This is a genomic window from Achromobacter marplatensis (assembly GCF_049060505.1).
Taxonomy (GTDB): domain Bacteria; phylum Pseudomonadota; class Gammaproteobacteria; order Burkholderiales; family Burkholderiaceae_B; genus Achromobacter; species Achromobacter marplatensis_A.
The window spans coordinates 316,238-341,115 of the sequence record NZ_JBMGRB010000004.1 but is presented as its reverse complement, the minus strand read 5'-3'; the positions used below and the strand labels follow the sequence as shown (position 1 = coordinate 341,115).

Sequence of the window (24,878 nt, the reverse complement as noted above, 5' to 3'; positions counted from 1 at the left end):
AGAATCACGCGATGCGAACGCGGTCCGGCGCATCCCGCCGAACAAGGGACGCAATATAACGCAGGCGTTTTTCCGTGTAACGCAGGGTCTACACCAAGTCGCTCCAACGCAAGTCAGGGCAGGCGGCCCATCGCCGCCCCGCATGCCTACGCGATTGGCGCCGGCGGTTCCGCCCCCTGCTGAGCGGCCTTCATCTCCATCAGCAGACTGTGCAGCATCTCGGTCGACAAGCCGTGCAACACCAGGCGATAGCCAGCGCGCAGCGTCGACATGGGCACCAGCGGATGGCTGTTGTTGACCAGGATCAGGTGCTGCGGCGCGCCCAGCAGCTTGGCCGCGTAGATGCCGATGGTCTCGTCCAGTTGCAGGGAATTGGCCGCGCGCCAGAAATCGTTGTCCGTCAGCATCAGCTGGTAGAGCGGCGTGAACAGTTCGATGGCGCTTTGCAGGTCCAGGAAGTTCAGCTTGCCCTGCGGCATGTCTTCCAGCTTCAACGGCGGATCCTTGATCATCGAAAAATCGACGGTCTGGGGCGCATGCATTTCCACACCCGCCTCGCGCAGCGCCTGGTTCAACCGGATGACGAAGTTGAACAGGTTCAGGTCGTGTTTGACGAAGAGTTCGTCCTTCAGGTCGTCGATCTCAAGCGGTTCGAGCGGATGGGTCGTGATCGGCACCGGCGAGTTCGCGGCGATGAAGGCCAGCGCCTGCGCGCCCAGGTGGAAGTGGCGCAGGATCAGCCAGTTGGCCTCGGGCGACACGAAGCGTTTGAGTCCCCATGCCAGGATGCGGTGGAGCAGCCGGGAATGCGACCAGCGGCGCGGCAGGAACGTCTTGATCACCTGAATCAGGATGATGAAGGCACGCGCCAGTGGCCGCAAAAACGGCAGCAGGTATTGGCGCGACGCGCAACTGGAATCCGTCAGCCAGGCCTTCTTCACCTTGTCGGGCAAGGGTGTGCTGCGATCCAGGTACAAGGCCAGCCAGGGGCTGGGGTCGGCCGGGTCGTGCGCTTTGGTCAGGAATTCGGGTTCCTTGCTCATGCCGTGTCGCCCTCCATCACATGATGGAACTGCATCAGGTACAGCGCGGCCGTGCGGCGCGCGGTGTCCACGATGCGCTGTTCGGCGCGGCCGTCCTCGTCGCAGTCCAACGCCAGTTCCACCGCCGACAACCAACGCGCCAAGTGGTGCTCATCGTTGTGGCCGTGGTATTCCAGGAAGCGGAAGGCATCGGGCGGCAGCGCCAGGCTGGCCTTCAGCAGCGGCAGTAGCGCCGGCACGATGCGCTGGCCCGTGCCTTCGATGATGTAGATCGCGCCCAGCAGGCCAATGGGGTCGCGCGTGGCGGCCAAGCTGTGCAAATACGCGTTCAGTGCTTCGCCGCCCGGATTGCGGCGCAGCTTGTCGATGCTGTCCACCGTGCCGCCCGCGTTGCGGTAGTCCTGGAAGAGTATCTGGAAGTCGTTCTGCTCTTCGCCCGCGTGCATGTCGATCAGCGCGGCCAGCGGCGCGTACTGCCCGGACAGCGAAGCCGCGCCTTCGCGCATCCACTTGCTGCCTTCGCGCACCTGCGGGATCCAGTTCTCCATCCAGTTCAGGTAGTCGGCAGTCTGGAACTGGCGATTGCGCAACCGCCGCACGACCGGCGTGCGCCAGACGCGCGATCGGTAGTCGTGCCAGATGGCCGCCAGCTCGGTCAGCAACTGGCCCAGCCCTTGGGGCGCCATATCCGGATCATGCGGCGGCGCGATCGCGTCGGCATCCCCGCTTTGCGCGTCGTCGCGCGCCGCCACCGGCCCCGCGCCTGCCGACTTGCCCGCCACGGCCAGCGGCGCGTGCACAGCTTCGGCCTCCAGCAGCATGTACGCAGCCATGAAGCGTCCCGACTCGGGGATATAGCAGAATATCTGCTCGCCCGGCTTTACTTCGCGCGTCTCCAGGAATTCGGCCAGCATGATCAGGATGGACGCCGCCCCGGTGTTGCCGCGCCACGCCAGGTTGCTGAACCAGCGTTCGCGCGGAATCACCAGGCCCGCTTTCTCCATCAGGTCTTCGACCACCGGGATGAATTTTTCGGACGAGTAGTGGCACAAGAAATGGTCCACCTGGTCCGGATCGAGCCAGCCGTCGCGTACCAGCTTGGCGTATTCGTGGATGCCGATATCGAACAGGTGCGGCAGCAGCCGGATGTCCTGTCGCAAGGACAGCGCGCCATCGGCCTCGGCCTCGTTCCAGGACGGATAGTCCAGGTGGCCCTTCTGCCGGTCCGCCGACAACCCCAGCTGCATGCACACCGGATAATCACCCGAGAATGACCGCTGGTGCACCCACTTCAACTTCAGCCGCACGCCGCTGGATGCGCCAGGCAGCGCGCGGCCGGTATTGCCCAGCAGCAGCGCACCGGCGCCGTCCGACAACATCCAGCGCAGGAAATGCGCGTCGAAGTCCGCGTCGTAGCCGCGCGCCGCAAAGCGCGAACGCTTGAACAGCCGCGACGGCAGTTCGCTGGCCACGGCCAAGGCACTGGCGTGTCCGCCCATCTCCACGCCCTGCGCGGCGGCCTGGATCGCCGATACGCCGGCGGCGCAGATGCCATGCACGGACAGCGTCTCCATCGGTTGCGCGGCCAGTTCGCCCTGGATCATGTTTGCAAAGCCCGGCATCAGCGCGTCGCCGCCCGACGAACCGCTGGTCAACATGGACACGGCGGACAGGTCGCTATCGTTGCGCCGCAGGCAATCGCGGATGGCGTTGGCGGCCAGCTGCGCATTGGTGAACACCGTGGCGCCTTCGGGATCGATGGCGTAGTAGCGATGCTTGATGCCGTTCTCGGCCAGGATGCGGCTCTTGATGCGGCTGGACATCCGGTTCAGCGGCGCGATGTAGCTGTCCATGGCGTCGTTGGACACGGGCTCGCCCGGCATGAAGTAGCCGGCGCTCTCCAGGTAGACACGATTGAACGCGATAGGCATGTGGCGGGTCTCTAGTGGGAATGGGGCGGCGCTAGCGGATATGCTCGGGCGCCATGCAGGAACGGCTGCGGAACCGCGGCAAGAACGCGCCCAGCACGAAGACGCGGAACATGTAGGGCGCAAGCCCTCCTTCGTTCAGCGCCGGATCGACGTGTTGGCGATAGTGCTCGCGATGCAGCCGGGTCAGGTCGGACCAGTGCGCGCGCGGATGCTCGTGATGCGCGGTATGCAGGCCGATATTGAACAGCAACGGGTTGACCAGCCCTTCGAAATTGCGCGCGTAATTCAGCCCGGCGACGGCGCGCGGCCCGCCGTCGGCATGCGCGTGCTGAAGGTAATTCGTGGCCAGCAGCCAGTGCAACCCATGCAGCTGCGGCACGATCACGAACACCAGCGCCTTGACCGGATTCACGGCCAACAGGCCGCCCCACAAACCCAGCCACGCGCCGTACTGGGCCAGGCAGTAGCGCCATGCGCCCGGCCAATGGCGGCGCAAACGCGCCAGCCACGCGAAGAACAGCGGATACAGCACCCAGCCAGCCTGCAACGGATGAATCAGATAGCCCCACAGGTGGTTCGTGTCGCCGCCGAACCGGTAGGTGCGCGCCACATCGCGCGCGCCATGCTTGAAGCGGTGATGGTTAGCCACATGCGCGGGATAGAACACGAAGGTGGGATGCCCCTGCAACAGGGTGATCCAAAAATCGGTGGCGCGGTTGGTCCAGCGCCCGCGCCACATCCTGATATGCGTGTGGTTGTGGTGGATGACACCGATGCCCAGCGTCAGGAACAGCATCAGCGCATACAGCGGCCACCAGAATCCATGCACCCATTGCCAGGCGGCCAACGCGGGCAGCACGGCCAGATAGGCCAGGCTTTGCCAGTCGCGCCAGTTGCGCAGCGACGGCAGCCGGCGTCTTGGACTACGCCCGTCCGCCAAGCGATTCTCTACGCTGAAACGCATCAAGCTGCACGGCGGCCGCCTCGGCCTTCAGCCGGGTGCGGAACAGACGGTCCATGAACGTGAACTGAAAACCGTAATTGCCGTTGTAGCAAGCATGATGCAGGTGATGCCGGCGGCTGGCTGCAAACCAGTGGGCATAGGACACCTTGGGGAAGAAGTCGTAATTGGCATGCCCGATGCAATTAAAGAACAGGCTGAACAACGGCACGGACGCCAGCGCCCAGAAGCTGAAATCATGCAGCAGCATCGGCAGCAAAATCACGTTGCCCAGCATCAGGGCTTCGATGGGATGAAAGCTGTAGGTGGAAAACGGCGTCGTCACCACCGAACGGTGGTGCGGCAGATGGAAGCGGCGCAGCGGCTTGGTGTGCAGCAGCCGGTGGTTGACCCAGAAATGCACGTCGTTCCAGGCTACCAGTACCAGGATTTCGACCACGACCTTCTGCCAGCTCGGGTTCGGGTCCAGATGGGCCCAACCCAACTGCAACAGGCCCCACGGGAAGATCATCCCCGTGCCGAACAACAGGATGGACAACCCGGACTGGGCGAATTCGCGTCGCAACTGGCCCGGCGCCAAGGGCCGCGGGTCCAGCGGCCGCCCCATGCCCAACGCCGGCAACACGTGCTGGGTCAGCAGCCAGGTCGCCGCGCCGAAGACCAGATAGATGCCGCTGAAAAACAGCAGCCCTGCCAGCATTACCTGCCAGCCGGACAAGGCTTCAAAAGCTTGGGCCATAAACGTTTGGTTTCACCCTGAGAATGGCCGCATCATAAGCAATCCGTCAGCTTCCCGGTAAGGCATTTATTACAAAATGAATCCGGGCACCACAAAGCTGGCGGACGGGGCGTCGGGAACGGTCTAACTTCCGGCTACTGGCAGGGATACTGGCGGTTCAAGCCCGCAACGGCCGCATCCATGCGCGCCGCCAGCGCCGCGCTTGCCGCAGGCATTGGCAGGCGCAACTCATCCGTCAGCAACCCCTGGCGCCCCAGGTGCGCCTTCAACGGCCCCGGATTGGGTTCCTCGAACGCCAGCTGGATCACGGGTACCAATGCCTGGAACAGCTTGCGGGCCAGGTCCAGCTGCTGCGCACGCACGGCCTGATACATGGCCACGAACAGGTCGGGCCGGATATGCGCCGCCGCCGCGATCATGCCCGTGCCACCCAGGCAAAGCGTCGACAGCGATTGCAGGTCTTCACCCGCCAGCACGTTCATTCGGCCGTCGGCGATCAGCGCCAGCGTCTTCGCAAGCGACCCGCCGCAGTCCTTGATGGCGGCGATGTTGGGGTGCGCCGCCAACGTCAACAGGGTTTCCGTGTCCAGCGTCGTGCCCGTCCGGTAGGGAATGTCGTAGAGCACCAGGGGAAAACGCGACGCATCGGCCAGACAACGGAAGTACGCCGCCGCGCCTTCCTGCCCGGCCCGCACGTAATATGGCGCGGGCGCCAGGATGCCCGCCAGCGGCCGGGTACCGAACGCGGACAAACGCTGCAGCACGTGGCCCTGATGGTTGCCGGCCAGGCCCATGACAACAGGCAGGCGGCCGGCCTCGGTCAGCACGGTGTCCAGCACGGCCAATTGCTCGGCGTCGTCCAGCGACGCGGCTTCCCCGGTGCTGCCGCACACGACCAGCCCGTCCACGCCCGCCGCGGCGTAATGGCGGACCAGCCGGCGCAAGGCGCCTCCGTCCACGGCGCCGCCGGAAAACGGCGTCACCAGCGGCACCCAGACGCCCTGGAAAAGAGAAGATTGAGACGGCATGAGAACACTCCTTCGATGTAAGCGGACCGTGGTGGTGGCCGTACAGAAGTGCTCGGGATATCAGGGGGTGCGCAGAGGCGCCAAAGCGCCGCCAGGAGGCCGCTGTTCCGTCGCCCATCTGACGGAACAGCATGCTCCGGTCAGATGAGCGGCTGTTTTTTGGATTTCAGGCCGACGGCAGCCAGCACCACGCCCAGGGCGCGGAGACAGGAAGCAGATTGGAAGGCCTGATGAATCATGAATGTTTGGAACGCGCGATAAGCGACGGATGCAGAAATCTACCGGGCGCCTGCCACCGTGTCAACGGCGGCAGGCGCAACGTTCGAATGCGTGCCGCGCCGTTCAGCCCAGACTGGCCAGGAACACCGCGCACAGTGCTTCCATGCCCCGGCGGTCGTCTTCGTCGAAACGGTCAGGCACCGGGCTGTCCACGTCCCACACGCCGATCAGTTTGCCCTGATGCACCAGCGGCACGACGATCTCGGAGCGGGACGCGGCGTCGCAGGCGATATGGCCAGGAAACGCATGCACATCGGGCACCAGCTGCGTCTGGCGCTGGCTGGCCGCCGCGCCACATACGCCGCGGTTCAGCGGAATGCGCACGCAGGCCGGCTTGCCCTGGAACGGTCCCAGCACGAGTTCCGTGCCGTCGAAGAAATAGAAACCCGCCCAGTTCAGGTCGGGCAGGGCCTGGTAGGCCAGTGCGCTCAGGTTGGCGGCATTGGCGATGCGGTCGGGCTCGCCCTCCAGCAGCGCGCGGGCCTGGGCGGCCAGTTCGGCGTACAAGGCGGCTTTGGAATCGGCGACGATCGGGGCGGCTTCAAACATGGCGTCAAATGTAACTGTACAGGCGGTTATCGATGCAGGTGATTTTAGGGGTTTCGTCCGTTAAAGGGGCCGGGCTGCTACCGTATGGGACAATAGTTTTTTGTCGCAGTCCCCTTCACAAGCCTCTCCCTTTACCCTTCTTCTTCAAGAAGCAATCCATGGACAAGCCTTTCGAACCTGCGTTTTCCTTTTCGGAACGCGCTCAGCAACTTACCAGCTCCGCCATCCGCGAAATCCTCAAGGTCACCGAGCGCCCCGAAGTCATTTCGTTCGCTGGCGGCCTGCCTGCGCCCGGCGGCTTCCCGGTAGAAGTGGTACGTGCTGCATTCGACAAGGTATTGGCCACCAACGGCCGCGCGGCCCTGCAATACGGCCCCACCGAAGGCTACGCGCCGCTGCGTCAATGGGTTGCCGACGACCTGAACCGCGCCGGCGCCAATGTTGCCGCCGACCAGATCCTGATTGTCTCGGGTTCGCAGCAAGCGCTGGACCTCCTGGGCAAGGTGCTGATCGACAAGGACAGCAAGGTCCTGGTTGAAGATCCCAGCTACCTGGGCGCGCTGCAATCGTTTAGCCTGTACCAGCCGAAGTTCGTGCCGGTGCCCACCGACGAAGGCGGCCTGATCCCGGAAGCCATCACCCCTGAACTGGCCGACGGCGCGCGCTTTCTGTATGCGCTGCCCAACTTCCAGAACCCGACGGGCCGCACGCTGAACCTGGAACGCCGCATCGCGCTGGTCAAGCGCGCCGCCGAATTGAACCTGACCATCATCGAAGACGACCCCTACGGCGAACTGCGCTACGCAGGCGAGCCGCAGCCGGGCCTGGTGTCGCTGGCAGCCGAATACGGCGCCAACGTCGTGCGCCTGGGCACGTTCTCGAAAGTGCTGGCCCCCGGCCTGCGCCTGGGCTACATCGCCGGCGCGCGCCCGCTGATCAACAAGCTGGTGCAGGCCAAGCAAGCCACCGACCTGCACACGCCCACGCTGACGCAGATGGCCGTGTACGAAATCGTCAAGGATGGCTTCCTGGACGAGCACCTGCCCAACGTGCGTGAAATCTATCGCGCCCAGGGCACCTGCATGCTCGAGGCCATCAAGCGCGAATTCCCGTCCACCGTCACCTGGACCCAGCCGGAAGGCGGCATGTTCATCTGGCTGACGCTGCCCGAGCACATCGACAGCACCAAGCTGCTGGAAAAGGCCATCGCGCAAAACGTGGCCTTCGTGCCGGGCGCGCCGTTCTACAGCGGCGCGGGCCGCGCCAACACGCTGCGCCTAAGCTTCGCCACCGTGCCGGAAGACAAGATCCGCACCGGCATCGCTATCCTGGGCAAGCTGCTAAAAGGGGAGTAGAGCCCCCCCGAAGCGCCTGCGGCGCCTCCCCCAGGGGGCGCCGCGACGGACCGGCGGAGCCGGATCCGTGCGGCCCCGCTTTGAGCTGCGCTGGCGGCCTATGAGGGAGGTGCCTCGTAGGGGCGCCTGGCACGACGGAATATCCGGCGGCCGGACTGAATGTCCGGCCGTTGTTTTATGCTGTCGGCTTTCCCGACCATTTTCCGACCGTGACAGTGAGCGCTCCGCAACAATCTCCCGTCGACTTAAGCGACATCGTCTTCACCGACTGGGTCGAACGCTGGCTTCCCAGGTCGTGGCGGCCGTATGCCCGCCTGTGCCGCCTGGACCGCCCCATCGGCACGTGGTTGACGCTGCTGCCGGCCATCGCCGCGCTGGTCCAGTCGGCCGGCGGCCTGCCCGACTTGCAACGGCTGATCGTCTTTTCTCTGGGCGCCCTGCTGATGCGCGGCATTGGCTGCACGGTCAACGACATGTGCGACCGCAACTTCGACAAACACGTCGAACGCACGCGCTTCCGCCCGTTGACCAGCGGCCAGCTGACGATGAAAAACGCCGTGTGGTTCCTGCTGGGCCAGTTGCTGGTGTGCGGGTCCCTGCTGTTTTTCCTGAACGAAATGAGCCGCTGGCTGGCCGTGGCCGTGCTGCCCTTCGTCTTCATCTACCCGCTATGCAAGCGCGTCACGTACTGGCCGCAAGTGGTGCTGGGCATCTGCTTTAACTGGGGCATGCTCATGGCCTGGTCCGATACGCAGAACCACGTGCCGCTGGCCGCCGTGGCCATGTGGCTGGGCGCGGTGCTTTGGCAGGTGGGTTACGACAGCATCTACGCCTATGTCGACGTGCGCGACGACCGCAGCCTGGGGCTGCACTCCACCGCCATGCGCTTTGGCGACCAGGGCAAGCTGTGGATCGGCGGCTTCTACGTCGCCACCGTCTTGCTGTGGGCCTGGGGCGGCTACGCCATGGGCCTGTCGTGGGCGTACCAGGCGGGCATCGCCGCCGTCGCCGTCCATCTGGCATGGCAATTGAAGGTATTCGACATCCAGCGCCCCGACCGCAATTTCATGCTGTTCCGCGCCAACTTGTGGCTGGGCGCCCTGCTGGTGGGCGCCGCGCTGGCTGGCACGCTTATCCGCTGAGCCCGCATGCCGGCGCCCGGAGGCGATTGACCTTGCGCATTGCCGACGGCGCGGGATCGCGCGATCATGGGGTCCCGCCACGCTTACGGAGACAACGCATGCCTGCTTTGATCAAATCCCTGACGGCCGCCGTCGCCGCATGCGCCCTGTTCGGCGTATTGCCGGCGCAAGCCGCCACCGACTGCTCGGCACAACGCGGCTGCGCAGCCAAGTTCTGCGAGATCGAAAACGACATCGCGGCCGCCCAGGCCCAGAACAACACCCGCCGCGAAGCGGGGCTGCGCAAGGCCCTGGCCGAAGCCAAAGCCCATTGCACCGACACTCGCCTGCAATCGCAGCGCGAAGCCGACGTGCGTGAAAAGCAGTCGAAGGTGGCCGAACGCGAGCAGGATCTGAAAGAGGCGCGCGCCAAGGGCAAGCAGGACAAAATCGACAAGGCCCAGCGCAAGCTGGAAGAAGCCCAGTCCGAATACAACGCCGCCTTGGTCGAACTGAACCGCTAAGCCAGCCCCCCCCCGATTTCCCTTGCGCAGCCCCGGGCCCGTCCCGGGGCTGCGTTTTTCATGGGCCCTTGGCTGGCCTCCGGAACTACTACCTATTGCGTCATCAAATGGAAATATCGCCACCTATGGTGTCATTTGGAAGAATCGAAATCGATTAGTGCGGATTTTGGAAAGATGTTTTCAGGTAATAAGGGTTTATCCCAGGGTTGTTTGAGGACAGAATGCATCTCATCGGGACACAGCAAGCGAACCCCCAGCAATGAGGCCAGAGGTTCGGATCCCAAGCTCACAAGACACCGGAGGTCTGCTATGAAAACCCTTGCTACCGCATTGATGCTGTCCATGTCCGTCCTGGCTGCCGGCGCTCAAGCCGCTGAAGCCGACCAAGGCCCGACGCGCGCCCAGGTTCAAGCCGAACTGCAACAAGCCAAGGTTTCGGGCCAATACACGTTCGGTGAAGAAGGCTACCCCGCCGCCATCGCCCAGAAGTCCAGCCTGACCTCGCAACAAGTGCAAGCTGAACTGGCCCAGGCCAAGACCGCCGGCGAAGTCACCTTCGGCAACCTGGACTACCCGCCCACCGCCGCCGCTGAAACCGCCACGTCGCTGACCCGCGCTCAAGTGCAATCGCAACTGGCCCAAGCCAAGGCAGAAGGCCTGGTCACCTTCGGCAACATGGACTACCCCCCCATGGGCAGCTGATCGCCTGGCCTGAAAAGGCCCTGTGATCGCCCATCGAAAGCCCTTCGGCCACAAGCCGAGGGGCTTTGTTTTTGCCATTTCGACGTAGTTTTAAGTCATAACGACGTTAAATTAAGCCGTTACGACACTTTCGGATCTACAAATCGACAGCACTCCCGCATAGGATGAGGCCAACCCATCCCCCTCTACGCAGGAGTTGCACCATGTCCACCCCCAACCGTCCCATCGTTCTGCTGGGCGCCGGAAAAATCGGTTTCGCCATCGCGTTGATGCTCCAGCGCAGCGGCGACTACTCCGTCATGGTTGCCGACCAGGATCCCGCCCGCTTGGCCCTGCTGGCCGAGCTGGGTTGCGAGACGCGCCAGATCAGCGACGATGCTTCCGTGGCGCGCTGCATCGAAGGCGCCTATGCGGTCGTCAACGCGCTGCCGTTCCATCGGGCCACCGCGGTGGCTGGCTTGTGCGCGCGGGCAGGCGTCCATTACTTCGACCTGACCGAAGACGTCGCCAGCACCCACGCCATCCAGGCGCTGTCCGAAGACGCGCGCAGCGTGCTGATGCCGCAGTGCGGGCTGGCTCCCGGCTTTATCGGTATCGTCGGCAACGCGCTGGCGCGCCGCTTCGATACCTTGCTGGATTTGCGCATGCGCGTCGGCGCCCTGCCGCGCTATCCCTCCAATAGCTTGCGCTACAACCTGACGTGGAGCACGGAAGGGCTGATCAACGAATACTGCAATCCGTGCGAGGCCATCGTCGACGGGAAAATGACCAGCGTGCCCGCGCTTGAGGGCTATGAAACCTTCGCGCTGGATGGCGTCGAATACGAGGCCTTCAACACTTCGGGCGGACTGGGCACGCTGCCCGCCACACTGCTGGGCCGCGCGCGTAATGTGGACTACAAGTCTGTGCGCTATCCCGGCCACTGCAACATCATGAAGCTGCTGCTCAATGACCTGCGCCTGCGCGACCGCCGCGATCTGCTCAAGGACATTTTCGAGTCGGCCATCCCCACCACCGAACAGGACGTGATCGTGATCCAGGCCTCGGCATCGGGTTATCGCCACGGCCGGCTGGAAGAAGAGTCGTACCCGATCCGCGTATTCGGCACCGATGTGGACGGGCACCGCCTGAGCGCCATCCAGCTGTCCACGGCGGCAGGCATCTGCGCCGCGCTGGATCTGGTGGCACAAGGCGCGCTGCCCCAGCAGGGCTTCGTGGGCCAGGAGACGATCGACCTGGACACCCTGCTGAACAACCGCTTCGGCCGCATCTACGCGGGCAAGCCGCTGGCCTTGGCCGGCTGCGCCATCGCCGACCGTTAAGCGCCGGCGCATTCGCCGCCGCGGCGCGACGCTACGTCCAGCCCTCCAGACGCAGCGTCGCGCGCACCAGGCGCTGTTCTTCCTGCTCGATCTCGGCCAAGCTTTGACGCACGCTGTCCACATGGTCTGCCGCGGCCTTGCGGGCCAAGTCGGGCTGCCGACCGGTCACGGCATTGAACAGGCGCGTGTGCTGCCGGTCGATCTGGCGCTTCTCGGGTTCGCGGTGGTAAAGGTTGTTCACGCACGCGAACACAGAGCCCAACAACAGGTCGGTCAGCGATTGCAGCGTGTGCACCAGCACGGGATTGTGCGAGGCCTCGCAGATGGCCAGGTGGAACGCGTGATCCAGATGGGCGTGCGTGGCGGTATCGGTGGCGGTGCCCTGCGCCGCCACCATCTCGTCATAGCGTCGGCGGATCATGATGAAATCGGCCTCTGTGCCGCGGATGGCCGCCAACCGGGCCGACTCGGCCTCCAGCAAGGAACGCACCTCCAGCAGATCGTAGAGCGTGCGCGGCTGCGAGTTGAATAAGTGCATCAGCGGCCCGGCGTCCACTTTCGAAATTTGCGCGACGAATGACCCCTTGCCCTGGGCGGTATGAATGATCTCGCGCGCCCGCAGCAGTTTGAGTCCTTCGCGTAGCGCCGTGCGCGATACGCCCAGCTTTTCGGTCAGGCGCCGCTCGGACGGCAGGGCCTGGCCCGCCTTGAGCACCCCGTCCAGGATCAGGCGTTCGATCCGTTCGGCCACCTCGTCCGCCACCTGGCGGGGCCTCTCTTCTATTTCCGCGTACATGCAGTCTCCGGGACCAGTGGTATGACCAAGGCTTATTGACGATTTGGGTCGCTTGATCGCGTCACTGTAAGTTGCTGATATAAAACCATAAAAATAATAGTTTTGCCTGGCAGGACAAAAATAAACTGGTATGACCAGCTGGTTTTGATATAGACATTGCGGCAGGTGCGAACGATGATGTCAGGACAGATTCGCCCGGCGCCCGGCGCCGGCCAGCCCTTCTTATCGCTAGAGATCCGCATGACTCAACGCATCCAGCACCACGGCCTGCAAGTGGCGGCCAATCTCAATCAGTTCATCGAACAAGAAGCCCTGCCCGGCACCGGCCTGGATGCCGACGGCTTCTGGCAAGGCTTTGCGGTGCTGGTGCACGACCTGGCCCCCAAGAATCGCGCGCTGCTGGCCGAACGCGACCGCCTGCAAGCCGAACTTGACGCCTGGCATCGTGCTAACCCCGGCCCCATCACCGACCCGGCCGCCTACCGCAAGTTCCTGGAAGGCATTGGCTATCTGCTGCCGCAACCGGCCAGCGTGCAAGCCACGACCGACAACGTCGATACCGAGATCTCGCAACAGGCCGGCCCGCAATTGGTCGTGCCGATGTCGAATTCGCGCTATGCGTTGAATGCCGCCAACGCCCGCTGGGGCAGCCTGTATGACGCGCTCTACGGCACCGACGCCATTCCGGCCACCCCGGGCGATACCGGCAAGGGTTACAGCCCCGAACGCGGCGCCGCCGTCATCGCGCGCGCCCGTGCCTTCCTGGATACCGCCGCCCCGCTGGCCCAGGGTTCGCACGCCGACGCCCGCGGCTACACGGTCGAAGGCGGCCAGTTGCGCGTGGCGCTGGCCAACGGCGCCACCGGCCTGAAGTTCGGCTCGCAGTTCGCCGGCTACCAGGGCGACGCGTCCGCCCCCGTCGCCATCCTGTTGAAGAACAACGGGCTGCACTTTGAAATCCAGATTGATCGCGCCAACGCCATCGGCGCCACCGACGCCGCCGGCGTCAAGGACGTGCTGGTCGAAGCGGCGCTGACCACCATCATGGACTGCGAAGACTCGGTCGCCGCCGTCGATGCGGCCGACAAAGTCCACATCTACCGCAATTGGCTGGGCCTGATGAAGGGCGACCTGACCGAAGCCGTGACCAAAGGCGGCAAGACCTTCACCCGCAAGCTCAATCCCGACCGCGAATACACACGCCCCGACGGGTCACCGCTGACCCTGCATGGCCGTTCGCTGATGTTCGTGCGCAACGTGGGCCATCTGATGACCAACCCGGCCATCCTGGACCGCGACGGCCTTGAAATCCCCGAAGGCATTCTGGACGCCGTTGTCACCAGCCTGGCCGCGCTGCATGACCGCAGCGCCAAGCTGAATTCGCGCACCGGGTCCGTATACATCGTAAAGCCCAAGATGCACGGCCCCGTTGAAGCCGCGTTCGCCAGCGAACTTTTCGACCGCGTCGAAGACCTGATCAAGGTGCCGCGCAACACCTTGAAGATGGGCATCATGGACGAAGAACGCCGCACCAGCATCAACCTGAAGGCGTGCATCGGCGCGGCCGCGTCGCGCGTCGCCTTCATCAATACGGGCTTCTTGGACCGCACCGGCGATGAGATGCACTCCAGCATGGAAGCCGGCCCGATGCTGCGCAAGGGCGACATGAAATCCACCGCCTGGATTACCGCCTACGAACGCAACAACGTGCTGGTCGGGTTGGATACCGGCCTGCGCGGCCGCGCCCAGATCGGCAAGGGCATGTGGGCCATGCCCGACCTGATGGCCGCCATGCTGGAACAGAAGATCGCGCATCCCAAGGCCGGCGCCAATACCGCTTGGGTGCCCTCTCCCACCGCCGCCACGCTGCACGCGCTGCACTACCACCAGGTCGACGTGCAGGCCGTTCAGAAAGAGCTGGAACGCACCAAGCTGGACGACGTGCGCGACGATCTGCTGAGCGGGCTGCTGACCGTGCCGGTTGGCGACCCCGCCAAGTGGTCCGCCGCCGACATCCAGCAAGAACTGGACAACAACGTCCAGGGTATCCTGGGCTATGTGGTGCGCTGGGTGGACCAGGGCGTGGGCTGCTCGAAGGTGCCAGACATCCACAACGTGGGCTTGATGGAAGACCGCGCCACGCTGCGCATTTCCAGCCAGCACATCGCCAATTGGCTCCGCCACGGCGTAACCAACCAGGACCAGGTCATGGAGACCTTCAAGCGCATGGCGAAGGTGGTTGATGGCCAGAACGCTGGCGACGCGGCCTATCAACCCATGGCCGGTCACTTCGATACGTCGCTGGCGTTCCAGGCGGCATGCGCGCTGGTGTTCGAAGGTCTGACGCAGCCCAATGGCTACACCGAGCCGCTGCTGCACAAGTACCGCCTGCAATTCAAGAACGCCGTCTGATCGCGCGGCCCGCTGGCAAATCGAATCGGACCGCCCTGTGGCGGTCCTTTTTTTGTCTGGATGCCGGTTTCAGACACCCAAATAAATATCACTTTTTCGCACAGTCGTGCTAAATTTTTCCGCATGACTGCTAAAACGGAAAAAAGCGAGCTGACCTTCGCGGCCATTGTGGACGCGGCCGTGGACATGGCCGCCGCCCAAGGCATTGAAAGCTTGTCGCTTGGCCAAGTTGCCCGGCATCTGGGCATCAGCAAAAGCGGAGTGTTCTCGCGCGTGGGGTCGCTCGAAGCCTTGCAGCAAGCGGTATTGGACGAATACGACCGCCGCTTCGTAGCCGCCGTATTCACGCCCGCCATGGCCTATCCCCGCGGCCTGCCCCGCATGAACGCGCTGGTTTCGCTGTGGGTCGAACGGGCCAGCAACGTCGAAATGCTGACAGGCTGCATCTACGTGGCCGGCGCCTTCGAATACGACGATGTAGAGTCGCCCCTGCGCGCGGTGCTGGAAAGCAATTTGCGGCGGTGGCGCGCAGCCATGGTGCGCACCGTCACGCAGGCACTGGAGGCGGGCCACCTGCGGCCGGACACCGACCCCGAACAACTGGTGTTCGAAATCTACAGTTTGATGATCGGCCTGATGCACGACGCGCGTTTCTTGCGCGACCCGAAAGCGCCCACGCGCGTGCGCGCCGCCTATGACCGGCTGATTTCAACCTATCGCAGCTTTACTTACCTGGAATAACCCGTCCCCGCGCCGGCTCGTGCCGGCGTTCCTTTTCATCAATTTCGCACGACCGTGCGAATATTTAGGAGCCCGCCATGTGGATTCTGATCGCAGTCATCGCCGCCGGCCTGGTGGCGCAGCTATGGCGACAATGGCGCGCGTTGCTTCGGCAATTGCCCGACTGCGCCGAACATCTGGTGCTGTTCTAGTGGATACCGCGCATCCCGGTCTATATTCCGGGATATCCCTACCGAATCCCGTCATGCCGCGTTCAATCCATCTCTTGATCATTGATCCGCAGAATGATTTCTGCGATTTGCCCGAGGCCTACCTGCCCACGGACCCGCTGACCGGGGACATCACGCGGCCCGCGTTGCCGGTGGCGGGCGCGCACGCCGACATGCAGCGGCTGGCGCGTTTCATCGATGCCACCGCCCCGGTGCTGACCTCCATCACCGTGACGCTGGACTCGCACCATCGGCTGGACATCGCCCACCCCACGTTCTGGCGCACCGGCGACGGCGAGCCTGTCGCGCCTTTCACGCCGATTACCGCCGCACAATTGCACGCAGGCGATTTCCAGCCGCGGCATGCCGACGACCTGCCGCGCACCCGCTTGTATCTGGAAGAACTGGAAGCGCGCGGCCGCTACACCTTGATGGTGTGGCCCGTGCATTGCGAAATCGGCACCTGGGGCCACAACGTGCACGCCGACGTGCGCGCGGCCTACAGCCGGTGGGAAGACGCCGGCCAGTTCATCGTGCGCAAAGTGCCCAAGGGCGCCAACCCGTGGACCGAGCACTACAGCGCGCTGATGGCTGAAGTGCCGGACCCCGACGATCCGCGTAGCCAGCTCAACCGCAGCCTGGTCGACTCGCTGGATCGCGCCGAACTCATCCTGATCGCCGGCGAAGCCGGCAGCCATTGCGTGAAAGCCACGACGGAGCACTTGGCCGAACACCTGCCCGGCGGCAACCTGTCGCGCGTGGTGCTGTTGACCGACTGCATGAGCCCCGTCGCCGGATTCGCCGATGCGCAATCCCTCTTCCTGCAGCGCATGCGCGACCTGGGCGTGCAGGAACGCACCAGCGTGGACATGGCGCGCGCCTTGCAAGCCTGAGTCCGCACGGCGCGGACGCCAAACGTGACAACGGCCGCCTGCTTGGCGCATGGCGGCCGTGTATCAGGTGGTGCGAAACCGTTTGCTATGCGGTAGAGGCGGGCTTTCCGGCCTTGTCGCATTCCACGTACAACGCGCTGATGGCCTCGCACAAAGCGGGCGGCTGCTGAAACAGGCGCGCCACCAGCAGGCAGCCCTGCACCGTGGCGAACACTGCCCGGCCGGCCGCGTCGGCGGTGCCCGAAAATTTCAATGTGCCCTGCGCCGCGCCTTCGGCCAGCACACGCGCCAGCCATGCCTCATGCGCACGGAAGAAACCCTGCAGTGCGCCACGCACGCGATCGGACAAACTCATAACGTCGGCGGCCAGCATGCCGCCCAGGCAAAGTTCACCGGCGCCACAGGCGCGCGATTCCATCATGGATAGATATTGTTCCAGCTGCGCTTGCGCGGGCTGCGCGGTATCGATGGCGCGCACAGTGCCCAGCGCGCGGGCGCTGTAGGCCTCGACCGCTTCGTAGAGCAGGTCGTCCTTGCCTGGAAAGTAATAGTGGATGCTGGACGTCTTCACGCCCACATGCTCCGCCAGGTCGCGGTAGCTGAAACCATTGCATCCGCGCGTGCGGATCAGCTTCTCGGCGTGCGCCAGCAGCAGGTCTCGGGTGGTGTTGGGGGTCGGAGTGTCCATGGCTGAATATTACCTACTAATAGGTCGGTTCGTCATCGGGGGCCGCCCTATGTGCGGTCCAAGCGCCCGTGCGGACCCCGGCCGGGAAACATCCCGCCCCCCGGGGTCCGCATGTGCCGGCATCCTGCTTAGCCTTGCACGGGCGGGTAATCCAATTCACCGCTTTCAGTCAGGCCTTGGGCGCGAGCAGCGGCCAGTTCCTGCGTCACTTGGGCGCGGGTCTTGTCGTTGCCGACGGCGGCAAACGTGGTGGCGGCGTAGCCTTCTTCGCCGGACACCAGTTCACCGTTGGCGCGGGCGGCGGCCAGCTCTTGCTGCACTTGGGCGCGGGTGACCGTGCTTTCGGTATTCAGGGCGGGCGGGTAGTCCAGTTCGCCAGCTTGCGCGGCGCCGATGAAGGAAGCGGACAGGATCAGGGCGGATACGAGGGTCTTCATGGTTGATCTCCAGTAAGGATCAGTGCTGCATCAGAGATGGGGCAAGAAAGCTATCTATGGCTAGATAGATACGACTTCAAAAATGAGACTTCAAACATTCAGCCTTGGACGGGCGGGTAGTCCAGTTCGCCGCTTTCGGTCAGGCCTTGGGCGCGGGCAGCGGCCAGTTCCTGCTTCACTTGGGCACGGGTCTTGTCGTTGCCGACGGCGACGAACGTGGTCGCGGCGTAGCCTTCTTCGCCGGACACCAGTTCACCGTTGGCGCGGGCGGCGGCCAGCTCTTGCTGCACTTGGGCGCGGGTGACCGTGCTTTCGGTGTTCAGGGCGGGCGGGTAGTCCAGTTCGCCAGCTTGGGCGGCGCCGATGAAGGAAGCGGACAGGATCAGGGCGGATACGAGGGTCTTCATGGTTGATCTCCAGATAACGGGTTCGATGCGGGTTTCGGTTTAAGCTATCTACTTATAGATAGACAACAAGGGAAATAAAAAAGCGGTCCTACTGTATTTCTGGCTTCGGCGTCAGCGGCTTTGGTTTGGTTTGCTGCGTCGATGGATGAATCTTACCTACTACTAGATAGACAACGCAAGCGGGTATTGTGAAACAATATATTTCTTGATGCCGCCCCGTTCGAAGAATTCAGGGGCGGCATAGCGGTTCTGAGTCATGGACGGCTCCTGTCAGGAGCCGTCGTCCCTTACGCCCGTTCAGGCGGATAGCGTCTGCATGACTGCGTACAGGTCCGCCTTGCCTTCGAAGCCAATGCCGGGCAGGTCGGGCATGGTCAGATAACCATTGTCGACGGTCACGCCGTCCGGAAATCCGCCAAAGGGCTGGAACAGGTCCGGGTAACTCTCGTTGCCCCCCAGGCCCAGCCCCGCCGCGATGTTCAGCGACATCTGGTGACCGCCATGCGGGATGCAGCGGCTGGCCGACCAACCATGCTGCTTCAGCATGTCCAGCGTGCGCAGGTACTCCACCAGCCCGTAACTCAGCGCGCAATCGAATTGCAGCCAATCGCGGTCCGGACGCATCCCGCCGTAGCGGATCAAGTTGCGGGCGTCCTGCATCGAAAACAAGTTTTCGCCAGTCGCCATCGGCTTGTCGTAGTAGTTGCGCAGCGTGGCCTGCAATTCGAAGTCCAGCGGATCGCCCGCCTCTTCGAACCAGAACAGGTCGTACTGCGACAAGGCCTTGGAATACGCGATGGCGGTGTCCAGGTCGAAGCGTCCGTTCGCGTCCACCGCCAGCTTCTGGCCGTCTTGCAGCACGCTCAGGATTGAATCGATACGGCGCAGGTCCTCGTCCAGCGACGCGCCCCCGATCTTCTTCTTCACGACTGTGTAGCCACGATCGATATAGCTGCGCATTTCGTCTTTCAGTTTGCCGTGGTCCTGCCCGGGGTAGTAGTAACCGCCCGCGGCGTAGACAAACACGCGGCGATCGGCACGGCCATTGCCGTAACGATCCGCCAGCAGCTGGAACAAGGGCTTGCCCTCGATCTTGGCTACGGCGTCCCATACCGCCATATCGATCGTGCCGATCGCGACGGACCGTTCGCCGTGACCGCCCGGCTTCTCGTTCGTGAACATGGCGTCCCAGATCTTGTGGGGGTCCAGGTTGTTGCCCGTGGCGTCCAGCAGCGACTCCGGCGCCGCTTCCATGACGCGCGGAATGAAGCGTTCCCGCATCAGCTTGCCCTGGCCGTAGCGGCCATTCGAGTTGAAGCCGTAGCCGACAACCGGCTTGCCGTCCCGGATCACGTCCGTGATCACGGCGACCAGGCTCAGCGTCATCTTGCTGAAGTCGATATAGGCGTTACGGATGGGCGAACTGATGGGCAGGGTCTGCTCGCGAATCTCGACGATTCTCATGATGTGTCTCCGGGGTGCGACAGCGGCGCTTTGACAGGGGAACCGCTAGCGTAGCCGTGCCGGCTGGCACTAAGATTCACCTCTATTCATTTGATTATTCACTTTTAGTGAAAAGCGACATCGCCTCCGAACTGGAATTTTTTGTGCAGGTCGCGCGGCAGGGCAGCCTGTCGGCCGCCGCCCGCGAGCTGGACTTGACGCCGCCGGCCGCCACCAAACGGTTGGCGCTGATGGAACGCCGCTTGGGCGTCCGGCTGGTCAACCGCACGACCCGCAGCATCAGCCTGACCAGCGAAGGCGAGACCTATCTGTCCCACGCCGTGAAGATCCTGGCGGATCTGCGCGACATGGAAGATGCGGTCTCAAGCAGCGGAGCCACGCCACGCGGCCTGCTGCGGGTGAACGCCACGTTGGGCTTCGGCCGGACCACCATCGCGCCGCTCGTGTCCCGCTTCGCCAAGCGATACCCCGACGTCGAAGTCCTGCTGGAAGTCACCGACCGGCCCGTCGACCTGGTCGAAAGCGGTTTCGACTTGGCCATCCGCTTTGGCGAATTACCCGATAAACGCCTAAGCGCGCGGCGCATCATGACGAACCGCCGCTTCCTGTGCGCATCGCCCCGCTACCTTGAGCGCTTCGGCACGCCCGCTACGCTGGCCGATCTGGCGCGGCACCGCTGCATTCTCCATACGCAGAATGACGAAGCCCACGGCGTCTGGCGCTTCACGCGCGCCAAGCAGACAGAGGTGGTGAAGGTGCAAGGCGCGCTATCCAGCAATGACGGCGACATCGTGCTGGGCTGGGCCCTGGACGGCCACGGGATCCTGATCCGTTCGGAATGGGACTTGGCGAAGTACCTGGAAAGCGGCCGGCTACAAGTGGTGCTGCCCGATTTCCTGCTGCCTTCGGCGGATCTCTTCGTGTATTACCCCCAGCGCCGGCACCAGACGGCAAGGGCTCGCGCGTTCATCGATTTCCTGGCCGAACAGTTCCAGAAGTCGAGCGGCTAGATGGCGGCCGCCCCCGCTGCGGTTTTCAGCCACTGACTCAGGTCGCCTACCGCCGCGCTGGCGTCCGCGCGGAAATACAGGCGGAACCAGCCTCCCGTTTCTTTGAACCCCAGGGGCGCGAACAGCCTTCCTGCTTGCAGATCGCCCTGCACCAGCATTTCCGGCGCGATCGCCACGCCCAGGCCCACCGCCGCCGCGTCGAGCATGTGATTCAGTTGATCGAACTGGCGTTTTGGCCGAACCTGGGCGGGCAGCAATCCGCAGGACCGGGCCCACTGTTCCCAAGCCTCGGGCCGGGAAGAGGTCTGCAGCAGCGGCAAGCCCAGCACGTCGGCCGGCGTGGCGACCCGTTGGGCAACGTCGGGCATGCAGACGGGCCCTATCGCCTCGGGGAACAGCGGCATGGCGTCGATCCCTGCCGAGGCATGATCCTGGGCGACGATCAATACATCAACGACCCGACGCTCCAACAGGGAGATGTCGGTTGCCGTTTGCAGCCTGACCTGAATCTGCGGATGTTCGCGCTCGAAATGTTCCAGCCTGGGAATGATCCAGTTGGACAGCAAACTGGCCGGAGCGCCGACGACCACATCGGCAGATGCGGTTCTGCCGCGCAGCTCGACGCATCGTTGTTCGAGCATGTCGAAGGCCGGCTGGGAAGCCCGCAGCAGATCGTGGCCTGCGGCAGTCAGCCGCACGCCCCCCGAATGCCGTTCGAACAGCTTGCCGCCCAGCCAGGTTTCCAACTGCCGTATCTGCTGGCTGACCGCGCTGTGCGACACGCGCAGTTCGCCAGCGGCCAATGAAAGGTTCAAGTGCCGGGCGGCGCTGTCAAAGACACGCAGCGCGTTCATCGGGGGCAATTTTCGCATGCAGGAATATTAGAAAATCTAATAACGGAAAGCAAGAAATCTATGATTTATCAGGGAATTTTGTCTCGTTACCATAGCCTTAACGTGTTCAATGGGCTAAAGCCATGTCTCTTGCTCCCCACCCTGCCTCTCCCGATACGCTTGGGCAATTCGGCCAATATGGCGGCCGGTACATGCCCGAGACGTTGATCCCCGCGCTGGATGACCTGGAACGGACCTATCGCGGCGTTCTGAACGATGACGCGTTCTGGCACGAGTACCGGTCGATGCTGGCGGACTACGTCGGGCGGCCCAGCCCCCTTCTTTATGCCCGGGCGATCACCGAGTCGTTGGGCGGCGCCCGCATCTTCCTGAAACGGGAAGACTTGAACCACACCGGCGCCCACAAAATCAACAACTGCCTGGGCCAGATTTTATTGGCCCGGCGGATGGGCAAGACGCGGATCATCGCGGAAACCGGCGCTGGCCAGCACGGCGTGGCGACGGCCACCGTCTGCGCGTTATACGGCTTGAAATGCGTGATTTTCATGGGCGCGGTCGATGTCGAACGCCAAGCCCCCAATGTGGCCCGCATGAAGATGTTGGGCGCGGAAGTTCGTGCAGTACCGGAAGGAGGCGCCACGCTGAAAGACGCGATGAATGCGGCCATCCGCGATTGGATTGCCCACCCGGACGACACGTACTACCTGCTGGGAACCGGCGCCGGGCCGCACCCATATCCCTGGATCGTCCGCGAATTCCAAAAGGTGATCGGCGAAGAGACCCGCGCGCAGATCCTGCAAAAGACAGGGCGCTTGCCCGACGCGATGATCGCCTGCGTGGGCGGCGGCTCGAACGCAATCGGCCTCTTCTACCCGTTTCTGGGTGATGCCCAGGTCCAGTTGCATGGCGTCGAGGCCGCCGGACATGGCGTCGGCACCGCGTATCACGCGGCCAGCATCGGCGCGGGCCGGATGGGCGTGCTGCATGGCTGTTGCAGCTACTTCCTGCAGGATCCAGACGGCCAGATCACGAACGCGCATTCGATTTCGGCCGGGTTGGATTATCCCGGTGTCGGGCCGGAACACGCCCTGCTGCACGACACTGGCCGGGTGAACTATGTCTCGGTGACTGACGACGAAGCCGTCGACGCCTATCGGTGGCTGACGCAGAAGCAAGGGATCATCCCCGCCCTGGAAAGCGCGCATGCCTTGGCCTATGCCCGAAAGCTTGCCCCGCGCCTGGATGCGGACAAGACCATCGTGGTCTGCCTGAGCGGCCGCGGAGACAAGGACCTGAACACCGTCGTGCAATTTGCCGGAGCATCGATATGAGCCGTCTTGAACATAAGCTCGCCGCGCTGCGAGCCGCCGGCAGAGCGGGGCTGGCCGCCTACTTCACGGCGGGCGACCCATCCTATGACGAATGCCTGCGCCTCTTGAATCGGCTACCCGCCGCCGGCGCCGACATCATTGAACTCGGCATGCCATTCAGCGATCCGGTAGCGGACGGCCCCGTCCTGCAATTGGCCAACGACCGCGCGATCCGCGCTGGCCAGACGATGCGACGGACGTTCGACCTGGTTCAAGCGTTCCGGCAGCAGGACCCGCAAACCCCGGTCGTACTCATGGGGTACCTGAACCCGCTCCTGCGGTTCGGCGTCGCGGAGTTCATGGCCGACGCGGGCCAGGCCGGTGTGGACGGGCTGATCATCGTGGACCTGTCGCCGGACCACGGCGGCGAAATCGGCAGGCTGGCGCAAGCCCATGGCATCGACATCATCCGGATGACGGCCCCGACGACGCCCGCCGCCAGACTGGACGCCGTGTTGCGCGGGGCAAGCGGTTTCGTCTACCACGTCATGCTGGCAGGGACCACGGGCGGCGCACTGCCGCCCGATGACGCGATCGCCCAGTCCCTGCAACGGGTAAGAGCCAGGACGCCATTGCCTATCGCGGCAGGCTTCGGCGTGCGATCCGCCGAGCAGGCTCGCGCCGTCAGCCGCCATGCCGACCTGGTCGCCGTCGGCACGCGGCTGGTGGACGTATTGGCAACGGACGGCATCGACGCGGCGTTGAATGAGGTTCGAAACCTATCCGACGGCATTCGGGCCGGGGCCTGAACGACGCGTGGCCCGTGTTTGCGGCACAAGTCGGCCGGTTTAGCTCTGGCCCCGCCCTCCTTGAGCACGCCGGTGATTTATTCCTTCGTGGATTACTTCTGCATTGCCATTCGTTTGTAATCGAAGTCCGCCGCTTTTTCGTAAGGAACCCGGCCAGTGCTCGGGTTACTCAGGCCAGTCATGACATTTGAATGGATTGGATATGTGGCCGTCTAACGTTGGCTCAAAAACACAAGAAGGCTTCGCTCCGCGGGCCGATAAAAGGGGAACACGTGATACAGGAGGGGATGTAAACGTATCCGTGCAGCCCTCGCCCCCGTCGCGCGTGAAACCAGCCGCTACCGTATCAACGGGCAACCCTCTTCACATGCTTTCAATGGCTCGACCGCCGGAGACTCCAACGCAATCCGGCATTATTTCGACGCAGTCGTACATTCAACGAAGCTCGACTGAATCGCGGCCTTATGACTTTTTACGTTCTCTAACTGCGGCAATGGCCAAAGGCGCGCACGCGGGCTTGGAGAAAATGGTGCAGTCCCCCTTCTACGAACCCTTTCGGACAGCCACGATCTCGTTCAACGACGCTAACGACACTAGGCTGCTGTTAGGGTTTGCCATTGCCTGCGACGCACTGACTCCGGACAACTTCGAAAAATGGCGATTCAATAAGGACACGTTAATGAGTGTCGATTCCGGCGATATGAACGTGCTGTACTACGTCGTGAATAAGAAAAGCGTCGCGCTCGCCGATAAATTTATGTCACTTGCCCAAACGGTGCTAAGCGAGAGAGAGCTTTCAGCTTTTGTGACGGGTCGCGCCAAGAGCGGCTGGACCAATCTTGCTACGGCAATCATCAACGGTTTATATGGAACAGCAGGGCGGATGATTGGACTGGGAGCAGATATAAATAATGTCGATGGAAGCGGTCGAACCGTATTGCACATTGCAGCATTAAGCGTGTGCCAAGACACGTCAGAACATAGCAGGGCCTTTCTGGATTATGTTTTGACGTTGCCTGGCCTACGCGTGAGCAAGGCAAATTCGCTGGGCGAAACAGCTCATGATCTCTTAAACAACTATCCGCTTGAGCAAGCGAAGGTCGCAGCCGTTATAAATACGCAAGCTAAGGTTTCCGCCCTACTAAACTAGTATTTTTCTGTTTAGCGAAGCTGTCGCAGAAACGCGATGCCGGTAACGGATATAGGCGTCTAGAGAAAAAGTGATGTAAATGGAAAAACCCCGACAAGCCGTAGCGTTGCCGGGGTTTTTTTAGATTTGAACTGACGCTTTTTT

The 24,878-nt window shown here is 63.3% G+C and carries 24 protein-coding genes; 12 read left to right on the top strand and 12 right to left on the bottom strand.

Going from position 1 to position 24,878, the window contains the following annotated elements:
• Positions 1–146: 146 nt before the first annotated feature.
• From ACI0FO_RS12650 to ACI0FO_RS12625, 6 genes are all read right to left on the bottom strand, one after another.
• Positions 147–1,043, bottom strand: coding sequence for a DUF6999 family protein (locus ACI0FO_RS12650; protein WP_416027081.1), 897 nt, complete (start codon positions 1,041–1,043; stop codon positions 147–149).
• Positions 1,040–2,974, bottom strand: a complete 1,935-nt coding sequence (locus ACI0FO_RS12645) for an iron-containing redox enzyme family protein (protein WP_416027079.1) — start codon at positions 2,972–2,974, stop codon at positions 1,040–1,042. Before ACI0FO_RS12645 ends, ACI0FO_RS12650 begins: the two co-directional genes overlap by 4 nt.
• Positions 2,975–3,005: 31 nt before the next feature.
• Positions 3,006–3,938: a fatty acid desaturase family protein gene (locus tag ACI0FO_RS12640; RefSeq protein WP_416027078.1), complete on the bottom strand. Its 933-nt coding sequence runs from the start codon at positions 3,936–3,938 to the stop codon at positions 3,006–3,008.
• Positions 3,898–4,674: a sterol desaturase family protein gene (locus tag ACI0FO_RS12635; RefSeq protein WP_416027076.1), complete on the bottom strand. Its 777-nt coding sequence runs from the start codon at positions 4,672–4,674 to the stop codon at positions 3,898–3,900. The genes ACI0FO_RS12640 and ACI0FO_RS12635 overlap by 41 nt, the downstream gene beginning before the upstream one ends.
• A gap of 134 nt (positions 4,675–4,808) precedes the next feature.
• Positions 4,809–5,702 (bottom strand): 4-hydroxy-tetrahydrodipicolinate synthase, encoded by an 894-nt coding sequence (gene dapA, locus ACI0FO_RS12630; RefSeq protein ID WP_416027074.1) that lies wholly within the window; start codon positions 5,700–5,702, stop codon positions 4,809–4,811.
• Positions 5,703–6,044: 342 nt separating this feature from the next.
• Positions 6,045–6,530 carry a GAF domain-containing protein gene (locus ACI0FO_RS12625; protein WP_416027072.1) on the bottom strand — a complete coding sequence of 162 codons (486 nt, stop codon included), beginning with the start codon at positions 6,528–6,530 and terminating at the stop codon, positions 6,045–6,047.
• 158 nt (positions 6,531–6,688) lie between these two features.
• On the opposite strand from ACI0FO_RS12625, the gene ACI0FO_RS12620 reads away from it, so the two are divergent.
• The 5 genes from ACI0FO_RS12620 to ACI0FO_RS12600 all read left to right on the top strand — a co-directional run bounded on the left by ACI0FO_RS12620 (position 6,689) and on the right by ACI0FO_RS12600 (position 11,554).
• Positions 6,689–7,885, top strand: coding sequence for a PLP-dependent aminotransferase family protein (locus ACI0FO_RS12620; RefSeq protein ID WP_416027070.1), 1,197 nt, complete (start codon positions 6,689–6,691; stop codon positions 7,883–7,885).
• Positions 7,886–8,100: 215 nt separating this feature from the next.
• Entirely contained in the window at positions 8,101–9,027 is a 927-nt protein-coding gene (gene ubiA / locus ACI0FO_RS12615; protein ID WP_416027069.1) for a 4-hydroxybenzoate octaprenyltransferase, read from the top strand.
• Positions 9,028–9,125: 98 nt separating this feature from the next.
• Positions 9,126–9,530 (top strand): DUF1090 domain-containing protein, encoded by a 405-nt coding sequence (locus tag ACI0FO_RS12610; protein ID WP_416027067.1) that lies wholly within the window; start codon positions 9,126–9,128, stop codon positions 9,528–9,530.
• A gap of 309 nt (positions 9,531–9,839) precedes the next feature.
• Positions 9,840–10,232, top strand: a complete 393-nt coding sequence (locus tag ACI0FO_RS12605; protein WP_416027065.1) for a DUF4148 domain-containing protein — start codon at positions 9,840–9,842, stop codon at positions 10,230–10,232.
• Positions 10,233–10,435: 203 nt separating this feature from the next.
• Positions 10,436–11,554 carry a saccharopine dehydrogenase family protein gene (locus ACI0FO_RS12600; RefSeq protein ID WP_416027063.1) on the top strand — a complete coding sequence of 373 codons (1,119 nt, stop codon included), beginning with the start codon at positions 10,436–10,438 and terminating at the stop codon, positions 11,552–11,554.
• 31 nt (positions 11,555–11,585) lie between these two features.
• On the opposite strand, the gene glcC is transcribed toward ACI0FO_RS12600, so the two are convergent.
• On the bottom strand, positions 11,586–12,350 hold the full coding sequence (gene glcC / locus ACI0FO_RS12595) for a transcriptional regulator GlcC (protein ID WP_416027062.1): 765 nt from the start codon (positions 12,348–12,350) through the stop codon (positions 11,586–11,588).
• Positions 12,351–12,590: 240 nt separating this feature from the next.
• Between glcC and ACI0FO_RS12590 the strand changes: the two genes are divergently transcribed.
• The 3 genes from ACI0FO_RS12590 to ACI0FO_RS12580 all read left to right on the top strand — a co-directional run bounded on the left by ACI0FO_RS12590 (position 12,591) and on the right by ACI0FO_RS12580 (position 16,605).
• Positions 12,591–14,762: a malate synthase G gene (locus ACI0FO_RS12590; RefSeq protein ID WP_416027060.1), complete on the top strand. Its 2,172-nt coding sequence runs from the start codon at positions 12,591–12,593 to the stop codon at positions 14,760–14,762.
• 123 nt (positions 14,763–14,885) lie between these two features.
• On the top strand, positions 14,886–15,503 hold the full coding sequence (locus ACI0FO_RS12585) for a TetR/AcrR family transcriptional regulator (protein WP_416027058.1): 618 nt from the start codon (positions 14,886–14,888) through the stop codon (positions 15,501–15,503).
• A 244-nt stretch (positions 15,504–15,747) separates the two neighbouring features.
• Positions 15,748–16,605: a cysteine hydrolase gene (locus ACI0FO_RS12580; RefSeq protein WP_416027056.1), complete on the top strand. Its 858-nt coding sequence runs from the start codon at positions 15,748–15,750 to the stop codon at positions 16,603–16,605.
• 85 nt (positions 16,606–16,690) lie between these two features.
• Here ACI0FO_RS12580 and ACI0FO_RS12575 read toward each other — a convergent pair whose 3' ends face one another.
• The 4 genes from ACI0FO_RS12575 to ACI0FO_RS12560 form a co-directional block, all read right to left on the bottom strand.
• Positions 16,691–17,293 (bottom strand): TetR/AcrR family transcriptional regulator, encoded by a 603-nt coding sequence (locus ACI0FO_RS12575; RefSeq protein WP_416027054.1) that lies wholly within the window; start codon positions 17,291–17,293, stop codon positions 16,691–16,693.
• A gap of 128 nt (positions 17,294–17,421) precedes the next feature.
• Positions 17,422–17,730: a DUF4148 domain-containing protein gene (locus ACI0FO_RS12570; RefSeq protein ID WP_416027052.1), complete on the bottom strand. Its 309-nt coding sequence runs from the start codon at positions 17,728–17,730 to the stop codon at positions 17,422–17,424.
• Positions 17,731–17,828: 98 nt separating this feature from the next.
• The gene (locus tag ACI0FO_RS12565) at positions 17,829–18,137 is read right to left on the bottom strand and encodes a DUF4148 domain-containing protein (RefSeq protein WP_105555758.1); all 309 of its coding nucleotides are present in this window, start codon (positions 18,135–18,137) and stop codon (positions 17,829–17,831) included.
• 297 nt (positions 18,138–18,434) lie between these two features.
• Positions 18,435–19,601, bottom strand: a complete 1,167-nt coding sequence (locus ACI0FO_RS12560) for a mandelate racemase/muconate lactonizing enzyme family protein (protein WP_416027050.1) — start codon at positions 19,599–19,601, stop codon at positions 18,435–18,437.
• 107 nt (positions 19,602–19,708) lie between these two features.
• Between ACI0FO_RS12560 and ACI0FO_RS12555 the strand changes: the two genes are divergently transcribed.
• On the top strand, positions 19,709–20,611 hold the full coding sequence (locus ACI0FO_RS12555; protein WP_416027048.1) for a LysR family transcriptional regulator: 903 nt from the start codon (positions 19,709–19,711) through the stop codon (positions 20,609–20,611).
• Here ACI0FO_RS12555 and ACI0FO_RS12550 read toward each other — a convergent pair.
• Positions 20,608–21,483 (bottom strand): LysR substrate-binding domain-containing protein, encoded by an 876-nt coding sequence (locus ACI0FO_RS12550; RefSeq protein ID WP_416027046.1) that lies wholly within the window; start codon positions 21,481–21,483, stop codon positions 20,608–20,610. The genes ACI0FO_RS12555 and ACI0FO_RS12550 overlap by 4 nt on opposite strands.
• Positions 21,484–21,587: 104 nt before the next feature.
• Here ACI0FO_RS12550 and trpB point away from each other — a divergent pair, with 104 nt between their 5' ends.
• From trpB to ACI0FO_RS12535, 3 genes are all read left to right on the top strand, one after another.
• Positions 21,588–22,796: a tryptophan synthase subunit beta gene (trpB, locus tag ACI0FO_RS12545; RefSeq protein ID WP_416027044.1), complete on the top strand. Its 1,209-nt coding sequence runs from the start codon at positions 21,588–21,590 to the stop codon at positions 22,794–22,796.
• A complete protein-coding gene (gene trpA / locus ACI0FO_RS12540) occupies positions 22,793–23,584 on the top strand; it encodes a tryptophan synthase subunit alpha (protein ID WP_416027042.1) in 792 nt (263 codons plus the stop codon). The genes trpB and trpA overlap by 4 nt, the downstream gene beginning before the upstream one ends.
• A gap of 202 nt (positions 23,585–23,786) precedes the next feature.
• Positions 23,787–24,734 carry a hypothetical protein gene (locus tag ACI0FO_RS12535; RefSeq protein WP_416027040.1) on the top strand — a complete coding sequence of 316 codons (948 nt, stop codon included), beginning with the start codon at positions 23,787–23,789 and terminating at the stop codon, positions 24,732–24,734.
• Positions 24,735–24,878 lie beyond the last annotated feature (144 nt).

Bases quoted from the DNA above. Each gene is read 5' to 3' on its own strand.
- ACI0FO_RS12590 (WP_416027060.1), top strand. From the start codon at position 12,591: ATGACTCAACGCATCCAGCACCACGGCCTGCAAGTGGCGGCCAATCTC.
- ACI0FO_RS12600 (WP_416027063.1), top strand. From the start codon at position 10,436: ATGTCCACCCCCAACCGTCCCATCGTTCTGCTGGGCGCCGGAAAAATC.
- ACI0FO_RS12565 (WP_105555758.1), bottom strand. From the start codon at position 18,137: ATGAAGACCCTCGTATCCGCCCTGATCCTGTCCGCTTCCTTCATCGGC.
- ACI0FO_RS12605 (WP_416027065.1), top strand. From the start codon at position 9,840: ATGAAAACCCTTGCTACCGCATTGATGCTGTCCATGTCCGTCCTGGCT.
- ACI0FO_RS12585 (WP_416027058.1), top strand. From the start codon at position 14,886: ATGACTGCTAAAACGGAAAAAAGCGAGCTGACCTTCGCGGCCATTGTG.
- glcC (WP_416027062.1), bottom strand. From the start codon at position 12,350: ATGTACGCGGAAATAGAAGAGAGGCCCCGCCAGGTGGCGGACGAGGTG.
- ACI0FO_RS12625 (WP_416027072.1), bottom strand. From the start codon at position 6,530: ATGTTTGAAGCCGCCCCGATCGTCGCCGATTCCAAAGCCGCCTTGTAC.
- ACI0FO_RS12640 (WP_416027078.1), bottom strand. From the start codon at position 3,938: ATGCGTTTCAGCGTAGAGAATCGCTTGGCGGACGGGCGTAGTCCAAGA.
- ACI0FO_RS12560 (WP_416027050.1), bottom strand. From the start codon at position 19,601: ATGAGAATCGTCGAGATTCGCGAGCAGACCCTGCCCATCAGTTCGCCC.
- ACI0FO_RS12580 (WP_416027056.1), top strand. From the start codon at position 15,748: ATGCCGCGTTCAATCCATCTCTTGATCATTGATCCGCAGAATGATTTC.
- ACI0FO_RS12550 (WP_416027046.1), bottom strand. From the start codon at position 21,483: ATGCGAAAATTGCCCCCGATGAACGCGCTGCGTGTCTTTGACAGCGCC.
- dapA (WP_416027074.1), bottom strand. From the start codon at position 5,702: ATGCCGTCTCAATCTTCTCTTTTCCAGGGCGTCTGGGTGCCGCTGGTG.
- ACI0FO_RS12635 (WP_416027076.1), bottom strand. From the start codon at position 4,674: ATGGCCCAAGCTTTTGAAGCCTTGTCCGGCTGGCAGGTAATGCTGGCA.
- ACI0FO_RS12570 (WP_416027052.1), bottom strand. From the start codon at position 17,730: ATGAAGACCCTCGTATCCGCCCTGATCCTGTCCGCTTCCTTCATCGGC.
- ACI0FO_RS12575 (WP_416027054.1), bottom strand. From the start codon at position 17,293: ATGGACACTCCGACCCCCAACACCACCCGAGACCTGCTGCTGGCGCAC.
- ACI0FO_RS12645 (WP_416027079.1), bottom strand. From the start codon at position 2,974: ATGCCTATCGCGTTCAATCGTGTCTACCTGGAGAGCGCCGGCTACTTC.
- ACI0FO_RS12535 (WP_416027040.1), top strand. From the start codon at position 23,787: ATGTGGCCGTCTAACGTTGGCTCAAAAACACAAGAAGGCTTCGCTCCG.
- trpB (WP_416027044.1), top strand. From the start codon at position 21,588: ATGTCTCTTGCTCCCCACCCTGCCTCTCCCGATACGCTTGGGCAATTC.
- ACI0FO_RS12620 (WP_416027070.1), top strand. From the start codon at position 6,689: ATGGACAAGCCTTTCGAACCTGCGTTTTCCTTTTCGGAACGCGCTCAG.
- trpA (WP_416027042.1), top strand. From the start codon at position 22,793: ATGAGCCGTCTTGAACATAAGCTCGCCGCGCTGCGAGCCGCCGGCAGA.
- ACI0FO_RS12610 (WP_416027067.1), top strand. From the start codon at position 9,126: ATGCCTGCTTTGATCAAATCCCTGACGGCCGCCGTCGCCGCATGCGCC.
- ACI0FO_RS12650 (WP_416027081.1), bottom strand. From the start codon at position 1,043: ATGAGCAAGGAACCCGAATTCCTGACCAAAGCGCACGACCCGGCCGAC.